We start from the raw sequence: 14,320 nt of genomic DNA, 5'->3' as shown, positions 1-14,320 counted from the left end.
GCCGCAGTGCGGAGCATGGCAAGGACATCCCAACGAGGTCCCACCATGCATCGCCTCACCCTGCTCGCCGCCTTGCTCTGCCCGCCCCTGGCCAGCGCCGCCGACTGCACCCTGCCCACCACACTGGACCAGCGCCAGTTCACCAACCTCAGCGACCCGCTGTACGCACCGGACAACCCCAATGCCGGACGCATGGTGCAGGTCAGCTTTACCGGCAGCCAGTACGTGCTGGACATCCTCGGCACCGACCTCCGCATCGGCGGCAGCTACCGCTATCAGCGCCTGGCCCCGCACATCGCGGAAATCGAGATGACTGAAGCCCACCCCGCAGGACCGGCCCACTACACCCTGCTGCTGACCTGCCAGACCAATCACCAGGGCCGTTTCATCTACACCCAGCACGACGGCCCCATCGCACCCCGCCAGCGCCAGAATTCCGGCCGCTGGACCCTGCAGCCATAGGCCAGAAAACCGACGCCGGTTAAATGGCGCCTTCAATGGGGTAAGAGCCCGTGCCGACCAGAACGTGTCGACCAAGGTCGACACCCACCATGGGCAGTCCATGCTCGTCCGTCAGATCGCAGGACATTGTCGAAGGCGGGGTGGGTCCGGTTGCGGGGGCGTGAGCCGCATGGATGCGGCGACCGAGCCTCCATGGACGGATTTACGGCGTCCCCCGCAACCGGACCCACCCCGCCACCCCACGGATAGCCCGATTTTGACGTTGATGTTGACGTGGCGTCGGCGGGTGCAGGGCGCAGCCCTGCCAGCACCCCCAACCCTCACTTCACTGAATCGAAAACCGGTTTCGGCACGGCACTTGCACTGGCTACAGCAGACAACCCCATCCCTGTTTCTGGAACCGTTGCAGATGTCCCACTCCGTCACTTCGATCCTTTCGCAGATCCGCTCCTATCAGACCCAGATGGGACAGCCGGCGCTCAACCCGCTGGGCGAAACGCCGCGCAGCAACGCCCTGCCGGGCACGGTGCTGGATGCACCGCAGGCCCAGCCGGCCAGCTTCACCGAAACCCTGCGTGGTGCGATTGCCGGCGTCAACGACGCGCAACAGAAATCCGGCGCCCTGGCAAAAGCCTTCGAAATGGGCGACCCCAGCGCCGACCTCGCCAAGGTCATGGTCGCCTCGCAGCAGTCCCAGATCGCCTTCCGCGCCACCGTGGAAGTCCGCAACCGTCTCGTCCAGGCTTACCAGGACGTGATGAACATGCCGCTGTAAGGAATAGAGACGCATGGCACTGACGCTCTCCAAGGACAGCCTGAACGCCGAAAAGGCCGGGCAATGGTTCGACCGCCTGCAGAGCCTGCAGATCACCCGTCGGCTGGGCCTGATGGCGATGATCGCGGTGGCGGTGGCGGCAGGCCTGTCCGTGTTCTTCTGGTCGCAGAAGCCGGGCATGGTCCCGCTGTACACCGGCCTGGACCAGAAGGCCACCGCTGAAGCGACCGACCTGCTGCGTGCCGCGCAGATTCCGTTCGCGCTCGACCCGGCCACCGGTGGCATCACCGTGCCGGAAAAGAACCTGCACGACGCCCGCCTGAAGCTGGCCGGCTCCGGCCTGACCGACAGCGGCAAGCTCGGCTTCGAGCTGATGGAACGCGACCCGGGCTTCGGCGTCAGCCAGTTCGTGGAAAGCGCGCGCTACCAGCATGCGTTGGAAACCGAGCTGTCGCGCACCATCAACACGCTGCGCCCGGTGCGCGATTCGCGCGTGCACCTGGCCATTCCCAAGCCCAGCGCCTTCACCCGGCAGCGTGACGTGGCCAGTGCCTCGGTCACCCTGGAACTGCGTGGCGGCCAGCAGCTGGAACGCAGCCAGGTCGACGCCATCGTGCACATGGTCGCGGCCAGCATTCCGGACCTCGCTCCGGAACGGGTGACCGTGGTCGACCAGAGCGGACGCATGCTCAGCATCACCGACCCGAACAGCGAAGCGGCAGTCAATGCGGCCCAGTTCGAGCAGGTCCGCCGCCAGGAAACCTCGTTCAACCAGCGCATCCGCGAGCTGCTGGAGCCGATGACCGGTCCTGGCCGCGTCAATCCGGAAGTGAGCGTGGACATGGACTTCTCGGTAACCGAGGAAGCCCGTGAGCTCTACAACGGTGAACCGCAGAAGCTGCGCAGCGAGCAGATGAGCGAGAACACCACCAGCACCCCGGGCCCGCAGGGCGTGCCGGGCGCGACCAGCAACAGCCCGCCGGGCCAGCAGGCCGCACCGGCAACCGCACAGACTCCGACCGAAAGCAGCAAGAACGCGACCCGCAACTACGAGCTGGACCGCACCCTGCAGCACACCCGCCAGCCGGCCGGCCGCATCAAGCGCGTCTCGGTGGCGGTGCTGGTGGACAACGTCCCGCGCGCCGGTGCCAACGGCAAGATGAGCCCGCAGCCGCTGTCGGCCGCCGAACTGACCCGCGTCGAGGCGCTGGTCAAGCAGGCCGTCGGCTTCAACGCCGAGCGTGGCGACACCGTGTCGGTGATGAATGCCCCGTTCGTGCGTGACACCACGCCGGTCGAAGGCCCGGCATGGTGGGAGCTGCCGTGGGTGCACGACGCCGGTCGCATGCTGCTGGGTGCCGTGGTGGTGCTGGCATTGCTGTTCGGTGTGCTGCGCCCTGCACTGCGCGCGATCACCGGCCAGAACAAGAAGAACGACGAACAGGCACTGGAGCCGCATACCGCGGACGTGCAGCTGGTCGATGACGATGGCATGCCGCTGCCGGCGCTGGGCGCCGACCGGGCCAGCCTGGGCGGGCCGGATGCGCTGGCCCTGCCGGTGGATTCATATGAGGAACGACTGCGGATGGCGCGTGAAGCCGTGAAGACCGACTCCAAGCGCGTGGCCCAGGTGGTCAAGGGTTGGGTGGCCAATGACTGAGGCACCACTGACCGGCGTGCAGCGCGCCGCCGTACTGTTGCTTTCGCTGGGTGAGCTGGATGCGGCCGAAGTGCTGCGCCACATGGAACCCAAGGAAGTGCAGAAAATCGGCATCGCCATGGCCACCATGACCGACATCACCCGCGAGCAGGTGGAACGGGTGATGGACCAGTTCGGCCAGGAGCTCGGCTCGAAGACCTCGCTGGGCGTTGGCTCGGACGACTACATCCGCAACATGCTGGTGCAGGCGCTGGGCAGCGAGAAGGCCGGCAACCTGATCGACCGCATCCTGCTCGGCCGCAACACCACCGGCCTGGACGCACTGAAGTGGATGGACCCGCGCGCGGTGGCCGACCTGGTGCGCAACGAGCACCCGCAGATCATCGCCATCGTGATGGCGCACCTGGAAACCGACCAGGCCGCCGACGCGCTGAAGCTGCTGCCCGACCGCACGCGCGTGGACGTGCTGCTGCGCATCGCCACCCTCGATGGCATTCCGCCGAACGCGCTCAATGAGCTCAACGAGATCATGGAGCGCCAGTTCGCCGGCAACCAGAACCTGAAGTCGTCCAACATCGGCGGCGTGCAGTGCGCGGCCAATATCCTGAACTTCATGGACAGCGGCCAGGACCAGGCGATCCTGGGCGAGATCGCCCGTATCGACGCGCCGTTGAGCAACCGCATCCAGGACCTGATGTTCGTGTTCGACGACCTGGTCGACCTCGACGATCGCGAGATGCAGCTGGTGCTGCGCGAAGTGAGCGGCGAGCGCCTGGGCCTGGCACTGCGCGGTGCCGACATCAAGGTGCGCGACAAGATCACCCGCAACATGTCGCAGCGCGCGGCCGAAATCCTGCTGGAAGACATGGAAGCCCGCGGCCCGGTGCGCCTGTCCGACGTGGAAGGCGCGCAGCGCGAGATCCTGGCCATCGTCAAGCGCATGGCCGATGAAGGCACCGTCACCATCGGTGGCAGCGCGGAGGCCATGCTGTGAGCAACGTCGTGCGCTGGCTTGCCCCGGACCTGCTGGCCCAGCCCGAACCGGTGCTGGATCAGGCGGATGCGTTCGAACTCACCGAGCCGGACCCGGAACACGAGCCGGAGCCGCCGCTGCAGCTGCCGACCCTGGAGGAAATCCAGGCCATCCAGGACAGCGCCGAGAAGGAAGGTTTCCAGCACGGCCATGCCGAAGGCTATGGCCAGGGCCAGGCCGAAGTGCGTCGCCTCGCTGCGCAGATCGAAGGCATCCTCGACAACTTCAGCCGACCACTGGTGCGGCTGGAGAACGAAGTGGTCGGCGCACTGGGTGAGCTGGCGGTGCGCATCGCCGGTGCGCTGGTCGGCCGCGCCTATGAAGCCGACCCGGCACTGCTGGCACAGCTGGTCGGTGAGGCCATCGACGCGGTGGGTGGCAGCACCCGGGAAGTGGAAGTGCGACTGCACCCGGACGACATCGCCGCCCTCGCCCCGCTGTTGAACCTGCCGCCACAACAGCGCCTGGTGCCAGACACCAGCCTCAGCCGCGGCGATCTTCGCGTGCACGCCGAAGCCGTGCGCATCGACGGCACCCTGGAAGCCCGCCTGCGCGGCGCGCTGGACGCGGTGATCCGCCAGACCGGAGCCAATGCATGAACCCCGATCAGCAGCCGACGCCGCCACCGGCCGACTGGGCCATGGCCCGCAACCTGCGCCTGGCCCGTCGCCTCGATGGCCTGCGTGTGGATACCGCCCATGGCCGCGGCCTGATCCGCGAAGGCGTACTGCGTCGCGCGGTCGGCCTGACCCTGGAAGCGGTCGGCTGCGAGGCGCCGCTCGGCGCCAGCTGCAAGGTGGAAGTGGTCGATGGTGGCTGGGTCGATGCCGAAGTGGTCGGCTTCGCCGGCGAGCGCACCTACCTGATGCCCAGCGCCGAACTGCACGGCCTGTTGCCCAATGCCCGGGTGGTGCCGTCCGCGCGCCGTGGCGGCGTGGAAGTGGGCGAAGGCCTGCTCGGCCGCGTCATCGACAGCGATGGCGTGCCGCTGGATGGCAAGGGCCCGATCCGCGCCGAAGGCCACGTCGGCATGGCCGGCGTGTCGATCAATCCGTTGGCGCGTGAACCGATCACCCAGCCGCTGGACGTGGGCGTGCGCGCGATCAACGCGCTGCTGCCGATCGGCCGCGGCCAGCGCGTCGGCCTGTTCGCCGGTTCCGGCGTCGGCAAGTCGACGCTGCTGGGCATGATGACCCGCTATACCGCCGCGGACGTGATCGTGGTCGGCCTGATCGGTGAACGTGGCCGCGAAGTACGCGACTTCGTCGAGACCACGCTGGGCGAAGAAGGCCTGCGCCGCGCCGTGGTGGTCGCCAGCCCCGCCGACCGTCCGCCGCTGGCGCGCCTGCACGGCGCCTACCGTGCCACCGCCATCGCCGAGTGGTTCCGCGACCAGGGCCTGAACGTGCTGCTGCTGATGGATTCGCTGACCCGCTTCGCCCAGGCCCAGCGCGAGATCGGCCTGTCGGTGGGCGAACCGCCCACCACCCGCGGCTACCCGCCGTCGGTGTTCGCCAAGCTGCCGGCGCTGGTCGAGCGTGCCGGCAATGGTGCCAAGGGCCGTGGCTCGATCACTGCGTTCTACACGGTGCTGACCGAAGGCGACGATCCGCAGGATCCAATCGCCGATGCAGCGCGCGCGATCCTCGACGGCCACATCCTGCTGTCGCGGCGCGTGGCCGACAGTGGCCTGTACCCGGCCATCGACGTTGAATCGTCGGTCAGCCGCGTGGTCACGGAAATCGCCGACGAGCCGTGGCGCCTGCGCATCCGCAAGCTGAAGCGGCTGGTCTCGGCCTATTCGGCCAACCGCGACCTGATCGCCATCGGTGCCTACCAGCGCGGCAACGACGCGGCCACCGACGAAGCCCTGGAACGCTGGCCGGAAATCATGGAGTTCCTCGGCCAGGACGTCGCCAAGGCCGCAGATCTCCCGCACAGCCAGGCGGCACTGCAGCGCCTGGTGGAACAAGAGAGTTAAGCCATGAACCAGTCCAAGCGCATCGATCCCCTGCTCAAGCGGGCCCAGGAACACGAGGACGCAGTCGCCCGCGATCTGGCCGAACGCCAGCGCGTGCTCGATACCCATCTATCGCGACTGGACGAACTGCGCCGCTATGCCGAGGAATATGCGAACGCGCAGATGGCAGCGACCAGCCCGGCGCAGCTGCTGAACCGGCGCGCCTTCCTCGACCGTCTCGACAGTGCGGTGGAGCAGCAGCAGGCCACGGTCAACGGCAACCGCGAAAAAGTGGAAGCCGAGCGCGCCCGCCTGATCCTGGCCAGCCGTGACAAAGCTGTGCTGGAACAGCTGGCCGCCAGCTACCGCGCACAGGAAAAGGTGGTGACGGACCGCCGCGACCAGCGCGAGATGGACGACATTGGCGCGCGTCGCGCCCGCCTGGTACAGGCCGAAGATCAGGACGGCGCCGAGCAGGGAGGCCGCTCGTGATGCCCGCGCCATTGGCCAGCAGCGCCAACGCGCAGCCACAGCATTCCGGCAGCAGCGCCCCCCGCGCACCACGCGGTGATGGCAACAAGGGGTTCAGCCAACTGCTGCAGGGTGGCTCGCCGGCTGCCGATGCACCCTCGAAACCCTCGAACTCGCCCATGCCGTCCACGCAGGGACCGGCATCGGACAGTACTGGCCAGGCCGGCGCCGAGCGCAGGCCGGACAGCGCTGCCGCCCCCGAAGAGACCGCCGCCACGGTGCCCACATCACCGGCCAAGCCGGTTGCCGAAAAGGACACCCCGGCCGCGACCGAGGAAGCCCCGTGGCCGCCACTCGGCCTGGCTGGGCTGGTGCTGGCGGTACCGGCGCCTGCCGATCCTGCCGCCGCTCTGCCAGCAATGGCTGCAACGGCTACCGACGCAGACGGCAACGCACTACCCGCCCCCGCAGCACTACCGGCCGCCGCAGCCCTGCCATCCACAGCGGCGGCTGCCACATCGTCCACCACCAGCAGCGGCACCGACCAGACAGCCACATTGCCGTTGCCTGAACTGGTGCTGCCCGGCAAGCGCAACGAGCGTGGCGAAGGCAGCGACGCACCCCTCATCGGCGACCGTGCCGCAGCGCCGCTGCTGCATGCGCCGGGCAACGCGGCTGTGCAGGATCTGAAAGCCGCACTCGCGACCGGCAACGCCATCTTCAATGGCGAGCCGACTCCGAAGCCGGTGCTCGGTGACGATGGTTTCGACCAGGCCGTCGGCGCGCGCCTTGGCTGGCTGGCCGACCAGAAGATCGGCCACGCCCACATCCGGTTGAGTCCGGACGACATGGGCCCGGTCGATGTGCGCCTGCAGTTGAACGGCGACAAGGTGCATGCCAGCTTCAGCAGCCCACACGTGGATGTGCGCCAGGCACTGGAGAACAGCCTGCCGCGCCTGCGCGAACTCCTCGGCGAGCAGGGCTTCCAGCTGGCTCATGCTGATGTTGGTCATCAGGCGCCCGGTGGTGACGGCAATGCGTCAGGCCAGGCCCGTGGCGGCGGCATCGCGGGTGACGGAGAACCGTCGCCGGGCGAGGCCAGCGTGTCGTCTGCGCAGTTGATCCGCCAGCGCGGGTTGCTGGACGCGTACGCCTGACAAGCGTGCCAACCAAGGTTGGCACCCACCAGAGCGGGACGGTTGGCACCCACCAGGGCACCGGGGCAATAGAGCAGCAGCTACCCGTATCGCGTTGGTGGGTGCGGAGCGTGCTCCGCACGGCCCCACCGCCCCCCGACGGAATTCCGTCGCACCCCTCTGCCCCGGCTCCGGCACACCCCTTGCATATCCCGGTGAAGCAACCCTCAGGAGCTTCACCCCGTGGCCGCAGCCGCTGACAAAACCAAGAAGACCGCCGAGAAGGACAAGGCCGCCAAGCCGCGCAGTCCGATCCTGATCACCGCATTGGTGGCCGTGCTCGCCGCCGCTGCCGCCGGTGGCGGCGTCTGGTTCTTCACCCAGTCCAAGCACGAAGAGAAGACCGCGCAGGCCCCGAAGAAGGCCAGCACTCCGGCACCGGCGCAGTACTTCGCGCTGGACCCGGCCTTCGTGGTCAATCTCAACGGCCCGGTCGACGGCCCGCGCTACCTGCAGCTGGAAGTGCAGCTGATGACCCGCGACCCAGCCGCACTGGAAGCGATCAAGACGCATGCGCCAGCCATCCGCGCACGCCTGCTGATGCTGTTCTCGCAGGTCAGCCCGGACCAGATCGCCGACATCGCCGGCAAGCAGAAGCTGCAGGCCGCTTCGCTGGCCGAAGTGCAGAAAGTGCTCAAGGCCGAGACCGGCAGCAACGGCGCCGACGATCTGCTGTTCACCAGCTTCGTGACCCAGTAAGGGCCCACCGATGAATGATCTGCTGTCCCAGGACGAGATCGATGCCCTGCTCCACGGCGTGGACAGTGGCGCGGTCGAGACCGATGCGGAACCGCCGTCAGGCGAAGCACGTTCGTACGACTTCGCCAGCCAGGACCGCATCATCCGCGGTCGCATGCCGACCCTGGAAATGGTCCACGAGCGCTTCGCGCGCCTGTGGCGGATCGGCCTGTTCAACCTGATCCGCCGTTCGGCCGAACTGTCGGTGCGCGGCATCGAACTGATCAAGTTCAACGACTACATGCACTCGCTGTATGTGCCGACCAACCTGAACCTGATCCGCTTCAAGCCGCTGCGCGGTACCGGCCTGATCGTGTTCGAACCGACCCTGGTGTTCGCCATCGTCGACAACTTCTTCGGCGGCGACGGGCGCTACCCCACCCGCATCGAAGGCCGCGAGTTCACCGCCACCGAAATGCGGGTGATCCACCTGCTGCTGAAGCAGACCTTCGCCGACCTTCGCGAGGCCTGGGCACCGGTGATGGATGTCGACTTCGAGTACATCAACTCGGAGATCAACCCGCACTTCGCCAATATCGTGACGCCGCGCGAGTACGTGGTGGTGTGCCGCCTGCACGTCGAACTCGACGGCGGCGGCGGCGACATCCACGTCACCCTGCCGTATTCGATGCTGGAACCGATCCGCGAGCTGCTCGACGCTGGCATCCAGAGCGACCGCAATGATCGCGACGAAAGCTGGGGCCAGACCCTGCGCGAACAGCTCAACATCGCCGAGGTGACCCTGTCCAGCGTACTGGCCAGCAAGCGCATGACCCTGCGTGACCTGACCCAGCTGAAGGTCGGCGACATCCTGCCGATCGAGCTCAGCCCGCAGGTGCCGCTGTGCGTGGAGAACATCCCGGTGTTCACCGGCGAGTTCGGCATCGCCAACGGCATGAACGCCGTGAAGATCACCGCTACCCATCCGCCGGGCACCCGTCCGCGCGCACCCGTCATCCAGGAAGACCCGCAATGAACGATATCGACGCCCTCGAACCGACCCCGGCCCAGTTCGGCACCCTGCAGGCCGAAGAAGGGGCCGGCGCCGACCTCAACCTGGACGTGATCCTCGACGTGCCGGTGACCCTGTCGCTGGAAGTCGGTCGTGCCCGCCTGCCGATCCGCAACCTGCTGCAGCTCAACCAGGGCTCGGTGGTGGAACTGGAACGCGGCGCCGGCGAATCGCTGGATGTGTTCGTCAACGGCACCCTGATCGCCCACGGCGAGGTGGTGGTGATCAACGACCGCTTCGGCGTTCGCCTGACCGACGTGGTCAGCCCGAGCGAGCGGATCCGGAGACTGCGTTGAGCCTGCTGGCCTCAACACTGCTGGCGGTCGGCAAGACCGCCGCTCCGGTCGGCCCGCAGATCGGCCAGCACGCAGCCGCCGCACCGAGCCTGTTCGGCGCGGTGCTGGCGCTGCTGGCAGTGCTGGCGCTGGTCATCGGCCTCGGCTGGCTGCTCAAGCGCCTGCCCGGCAGCGGCTTCCGCCCGGCCGACGGCATGAAGGTGGTGGCCAGCCTGAGTGTCGGTGCCAAGGAGCGCGTGGTGGTGGTCGAGGTCAACGGCCAGCAGCTGCTGCTGGGCGTCACCGCTGGCGGCATCAACACCCTGCACACCCTGCCCGAACCGCTGCCGGCGCCCGCGCCGGTGCGCGTGCCGGACTTCAAGAACCTGCCGAATTTCGCCCAGCTGCTGCAGCAGCGGCTGCGCAAGGACCCCTGACATGCGTGTCACCCGTACCCGTCTTGCCACCCTGATGCCGTGGCTGCTGATGCTCGCCCTGTGCCTGTTGCCGGCGCTGGCCTTCGCCGCACCCGGTGCCCCGACCACGCCGCTGCCGGACATCAATGTCGGCAAGATCGGCGGTGCACCGGTCAGCCTGCCGCTGCAGACCCTGCTGCTGATGACCGCGATCACCCTGATCCCGTCCATGCTGCTGGTACTGACCTCGTTCACCCGCATCATCATCGTGCTGGGCCTGCTGCGCCAGGCACTGGGTACCGGGCAGACGCCGTCCAACCAGGTGCTGCTGGGCCTGGCACTGTTCCTCACCGCAATGATCATGCTGCCGACCTGGGACAAGGCCTGGAGCACCGGCATGGCGCCGTACCTCAACGGCGAGATCGACTTCCAGACCGCCTGGACGCTGACCACCACGCCGCTGCGCGGCTTCATGCTGGCGCAGATCCGCGAGACCGACCTGATGACCTTTGCCGGCATCGCCGGGCATGGCACCTACGCCAGCCCCGATGCGATCCCGTTCCCGGTTCTGGTCGCCTCGTTCGTTACCAGCGAGCTGAAGACCGCCTTCGAAATCGGCTTCCTGATCTTCATCCCGTTCGTGATCATCGACCTGGTGGTGGCCAGCGTGCTGATGTCGATGGGCATGATGATGCTGTCGCCGATGCTGGTGTCGGCACCGTTCAAGATCCTGCTGTTCGTGCTGGTGGATGGCTGGGTGCTGACCGTCGGCACCTTGGCGGCGAGCTTCAATCCGGCGTGATTTGAACTGCAGTCGAGCATGGCTCGACGCTACATAACCAGATGGAACCCGAATGACTCCCGAACTTGCCCTGACCGAACTGCGTGGCGGCCTGATCACCGTGTTGTGGGTGGCCGGCCCGCTGCTGCTCACCGTGCTGGTGGTCGGTGTGGTGGTGGGCGTGGTGCAGGCCGCGACCCAGCTCAATGAGCCGACCATCGCCTTCGTTGCCAAGGCGGCGGCGCTGACCGCGGTGCTGTTCGCGCTGGGCAGCCTGCTGATCGGCCACCTGGTGGAGTTCACCACGCTGCTGTTCCAGCGCATTCCACACCTGATCGGCTAGGACACGCGCTTCGATGGACGCCGCCACCCAGATGGCTGCCGACGGCCTGCAGGCCTTCGGCATGATCGGCACCGTGCTGTGGACCATGCTGCGCATCGGCGCAGTGGCCATGGCCATGCCGATGGTCGGTACCCGTGCCGTACCCGCGCGGGTGCGCGTGGTGCTGGCTGGCACCCTGGCCATCGCGCTGGCGCCGCTGCTGCCGCCGGTACCGGACTGGACCGGTTTCGATGCCGCCACGGTCCTTACCATCGCCCGTGAACTGGCCATCGGCGTATCCATCGGCTTCCTGCTTCGGCTGGTGTTCGAGGCCGGCGCGATGGCCGGCGAACTGATCGCCCAGGGCACTGGCCTGGCCTTCGCGCAGATGAGTGACCCACTGCGTGGCGGCACCTCCGGCGTGATCGGGCAGTGGTTCTATCTGCTGTTCGGCCTGCTGTTCTTCACCGCCAACGGGCACCTGGCGCTGATCTCGCTGGTGGTGGACAGCTACCGGGCGCTGCCGATCGGCGCCCCGCTGCCGGACCCGCACGCCTTCTTCAGCATCGCCCCAACCTTCCTGCTGACCGTACTGCGCGGCGCATTGACCCTGGCGATCCCGCTGACCGTGGCAATGCTGGCGGTGAACCTGGCGTTCGGCATCCTGGCCCGTGCGGCCCCGGCGCTGAACCCGATCCAGCTCGGCCTGCCAGTGTCGCTGCTGCTGGGCCTGTTCCTGCTGGCGCTGCTGGCCGGGGAAATGGGTCCGCCGGTACAGCGCCTGTTCGATGCCGCCTTCCAGGCTGCGGACACGGTCACACACTGACCGGATCATCACGTTTTACTGCTTGCCCTTCCCCCGGGTCTGCGCGTTAGAGTGAATACGCGGCAACCGGGGGGATGCCGCACGTGGCCGGCGCCGTGCGTCGGCCTGCCTCATGCATGCCCCACCGTGGTTTCCGTCGACAGGCAGGTCCGGGAGACTGACGAATGCTGGTAGGCACGTACAACCCGTGGCTGGTGGCGATCTCGCTGCTGGTGGCCGTGATGGCTTCGTACACCGCGCTGGCGATGGCCGGGCGCACGGTCACCGCACCCGGCAAGGGCGCGGCGTGGTGGTGGCGCCTCGGTGGTGGCTTCGCCATGGGCCTGGGCATCTGGTCGATGCACTTCATCGGCATGCTCGCCTTCGACCTGCCCATTCCGCTCGGCTACGACCTGCCCATCACCCTGCTTTCCCTCGCATTGGCGATCGCCTCATCGGTGTTCGCGCTATGGCTGGTTTCGCTGCGTACCCTGCCCCACCCGCGGTTGGCCGGTGGCGCGCTGCTGATGGGCACCGGCATTGCCGGCATGCATTACGTTGGCATGGCCGCAATGCGCATGCAGCCGGGCATCGACTACGACCCGGGCTGGCTGCTTTTTTCGCTGATGGTGGCGGTGGCCGCCTCGTGGACGGCGCTGTACGTGGCGTTCCGCCTGCGCGCGCAGCGCACCCGTGTCGGCGACCGGCTCGCGGCTGCCGGCCTGCTCGGGCTGGCCATCGTCGGCATGCACTACACCGGCATGGCCGCCGCGCGCTTTCCGGAAGGCAGCATCTGCGGCGCAGCCGTCGGCGATGGGCTGCAGAGCGAATGGCTGGCCATGCTGGTGGTGGTGCTGACCGTCGCCATCCTGGCCGTGGTGCTGGTGGTCTCCTGGCTGGACCAGCGGGTGGAGGCGCAGCTGCTGCGCCTGCGCAATTCCCTGTTGAGTACCTCGCTGACCGACGCACAGCAGGAACTGACCCAGGCCGCACTGCACGACCCGCTTACCCGCCTGCCCAACCGCCTGCTGCTGCAGCGGCGCATCGTGCAGGCGCTGGCCGAGGCCGAACAGGGCGGCAGCCGCTTCGCGGTGATGTTCATGGACCTGGATGGCTTCAAGCAGGTCAACGATGCCTACGGCCACCAGGCCGGCGATGCACTGTTGGTTGCGGTGGCCGAACGCACGCGCCAGCTGCTTCGGCCCAACGACATGCTGGCCCGTCTGGGCGGTGACGAATTCGTGCTGGTGGTGCGCATCGAGCACGACGAGGACCTGCCGACCCTGGCCCGGCGCATCCTGCAGGCGGTCGGCAGCGGGCCGTTGCTGGCCGACAACGAACTGCAGGTGACCGCCAGCATCGGCGTGGCGATCTGTCCGGATCACGCTGCCAGCGAGCGGCAGCTGATGGCCTTTGCCGATGCAGCGATGTACCAGGCCAAGGAATCCGGACGCAACGCCTTCGTGCTGTTCGCCGACTGGATGAATGACAGCGCCGAACAACAGTTCCGGCTGCTGGCCGACCTGCGCCGGGCCATCGGCAGCGAGCAGCTGTTCCTGCACTACCAGCCGAAGATCCAGGTAGCCACGCAGAAGGTGGCCGGTGCCGAAGCGCTGATCCGCTGGCGCCATCCGGAGCATGGCCTGATCCCGCCGGACCGCTTCATCCGGCTGGCCGAACGCAGCGGTGCGATCAATGAGATCGGGCGCTGGGCGCTGGACCAGGCCTGCCAGCAGCTGCGCCGCTGGCACGATGCCGGCCACGAGGGCTGGTCGATGTCGGTGAACCTGTCGCCGGTGCAGTTCAGCTCGCCGCACCTGCTGCAGGATGTGCGTGAAGTGATCGAACGCTACGACATTGCCCCACGCCACCTGGTGCTGGAGATCACCGAGAACACGGTGATGCGCGATACCGATACCAGCCTGCGCCTGCTGCAGGCGCTGTCGGCACTGGGCGTGGGCATCTCCATCGATGACTTCGGCACCGGCTATTCCAGCCTGCTGTACCTCAAGCGGTTGCCGGCCACCGAAATCAAGATCGACCACGCCTTCGTACGCGACCTGGAGCACAGCGCCGAGGACGTGGTGATCGTCTCGGCGATCGTGGCGCTGGGCCACGCGCTGGACATGGATATCGTCGCCGAAGGCGTGGAAACCGCCGCGCAACGCGCCTACCTGGAGCGGCTGGGCTGCGACTACCTGCAGGGCTACCTGCTCGGCCGCCCGGTGGATGCGGCGCGCTTCATGCAGCTGCACGATCTGCCCCGGCCTCGGGTGGAGCTGGCGCAGAGCCCGCCGACGCAGCACCCGCCGGGGTAACTCCAGGCTGCGCTCCCACCTGCACCTGCTCTGGTAGATGCCAACCTTGGTTGGCACATGAACCCATCACGGAACGGTTCTTGCACGCACCCCGGC

At 67.6% G+C, this 14,320-nt stretch carries 16 protein-coding genes; all 16 read left to right on the top strand.

Annotation, left to right across the window (positions count from 1 at the left end):
* The first annotated feature begins 45 nt into the window (after positions 1-45).
* The 16 genes from ACMZ91_RS07245 to ACMZ91_RS07170 all read left to right on the top strand — a co-directional run bounded on the left by ACMZ91_RS07245 (position 46) and on the right by ACMZ91_RS07170 (position 14,224).
* A complete protein-coding gene (locus tag ACMZ91_RS07245; protein WP_414576448.1) occupies positions 46-462 on the top strand; it encodes a hypothetical protein in 417 nt (138 codons plus the stop codon).
* A gap of 409 nt (positions 463-871) precedes the next feature.
* Positions 872-1,237, top strand: coding sequence for a flagellar hook-basal body complex protein FliE (gene fliE, locus ACMZ91_RS07240; RefSeq protein WP_005409552.1), 366 nt, complete (start codon positions 872-874; stop codon positions 1,235-1,237).
* A 13-nt stretch (positions 1,238-1,250) separates the two neighbouring features.
* Positions 1,251-2,897, top strand: a complete 1,647-nt coding sequence (gene fliF / locus ACMZ91_RS07235; RefSeq protein WP_125432504.1) for a flagellar basal-body MS-ring/collar protein FliF — start codon at positions 1,251-1,253, stop codon at positions 2,895-2,897.
* Between the two features lie 7 nt (positions 2,898-2,904).
* Entirely contained in the window at positions 2,905-3,891 is a 987-nt protein-coding gene (gene fliG / locus ACMZ91_RS07230; protein ID WP_024958226.1) for a flagellar motor switch protein FliG, read from the top strand.
* The gene (locus ACMZ91_RS07225) at positions 3,888-4,529 is read left to right on the top strand and encodes a FliH/SctL family protein (protein WP_049421898.1); all 642 of its coding nucleotides are present in this window, start codon (positions 3,888-3,890) and stop codon (positions 4,527-4,529) included. The genes fliG and ACMZ91_RS07225 overlap by 4 nt, the downstream gene beginning before the upstream one ends.
* On the top strand, positions 4,526-5,911 hold the full coding sequence (locus ACMZ91_RS07220; RefSeq protein WP_032129207.1) for a FliI/YscN family ATPase: 1,386 nt from the start codon (positions 4,526-4,528) through the stop codon (positions 5,909-5,911). The genes ACMZ91_RS07225 and ACMZ91_RS07220 overlap by 4 nt, the downstream gene beginning before the upstream one ends.
* A gap of 3 nt (positions 5,912-5,914) precedes the next feature.
* Positions 5,915-6,382, top strand: coding sequence for a flagellar export protein FliJ (gene fliJ / locus ACMZ91_RS07215; protein WP_005416437.1), 468 nt, complete (start codon positions 5,915-5,917; stop codon positions 6,380-6,382).
* Complete coding sequence (locus tag ACMZ91_RS07210; RefSeq protein ID WP_414576445.1) at positions 6,382-7,518, top strand: flagellar hook-length control protein FliK; 1,137 nt, start codon at positions 6,382-6,384, stop codon at positions 7,516-7,518. Before fliJ ends, ACMZ91_RS07210 begins: the two co-directional genes overlap by 1 nt.
* Positions 7,519-7,740: 222 nt before the next feature.
* Entirely contained in the window at positions 7,741-8,256 is a 516-nt protein-coding gene (locus ACMZ91_RS07205) for a flagellar basal body-associated FliL family protein (RefSeq protein WP_049421892.1), read from the top strand.
* 10 nt (positions 8,257-8,266) lie between these two features.
* The gene (gene fliM, locus ACMZ91_RS07200; protein ID WP_032129211.1) at positions 8,267-9,271 is read left to right on the top strand and encodes a flagellar motor switch protein FliM; all 1,005 of its coding nucleotides are present in this window, start codon (positions 8,267-8,269) and stop codon (positions 9,269-9,271) included.
* Positions 9,268-9,603: a flagellar motor switch protein FliN gene (fliN, locus tag ACMZ91_RS07195; RefSeq protein ID WP_012510967.1), complete on the top strand. Its 336-nt coding sequence runs from the start codon at positions 9,268-9,270 to the stop codon at positions 9,601-9,603. The genes fliM and fliN overlap by 4 nt, the downstream gene beginning before the upstream one ends.
* The gene (gene fliO / locus ACMZ91_RS07190; protein WP_080356502.1) at positions 9,600-10,019 is read left to right on the top strand and encodes a flagellar biosynthetic protein FliO; all 420 of its coding nucleotides are present in this window, start codon (positions 9,600-9,602) and stop codon (positions 10,017-10,019) included. Before fliN ends, fliO begins: the two co-directional genes overlap by 4 nt.
* A 1-nt stretch (position 10,020) precedes the next feature.
* A complete protein-coding gene (gene fliP / locus ACMZ91_RS07185; RefSeq protein ID WP_032129213.1) occupies positions 10,021-10,800 on the top strand; it encodes a flagellar type III secretion system pore protein FliP in 780 nt (259 codons plus the stop codon).
* A 52-nt stretch (positions 10,801-10,852) separates the two neighbouring features.
* Positions 10,853-11,122 (top strand): flagellar biosynthetic protein FliQ, encoded by a 270-nt coding sequence (locus ACMZ91_RS07180; protein WP_012510965.1) that lies wholly within the window; start codon positions 10,853-10,855, stop codon positions 11,120-11,122.
* Positions 11,123-11,135: 13 nt separating this feature from the next.
* Positions 11,136-11,927, top strand: a complete 792-nt coding sequence (gene fliR / locus ACMZ91_RS07175) for a flagellar biosynthetic protein FliR (protein WP_414576441.1) — start codon at positions 11,136-11,138, stop codon at positions 11,925-11,927.
* A gap of 164 nt (positions 11,928-12,091) precedes the next feature.
* Positions 12,092-14,224: a putative bifunctional diguanylate cyclase/phosphodiesterase gene (locus ACMZ91_RS07170; protein WP_197655719.1), complete on the top strand. Its 2,133-nt coding sequence runs from the start codon at positions 12,092-12,094 to the stop codon at positions 14,222-14,224.
* Positions 14,225-14,320 lie beyond the last annotated feature (96 nt).

This window comes from Stenotrophomonas sp. FR024, assembly GCF_047500745.2.
Classification (GTDB): Bacteria; Pseudomonadota; Gammaproteobacteria; order Xanthomonadales; family Xanthomonadaceae; genus Stenotrophomonas; species Stenotrophomonas maltophilia_A.
The sequence above is the reverse complement of the archived record's forward strand: the minus strand, read 5'-3'. Positions and strand labels throughout refer to the sequence as shown.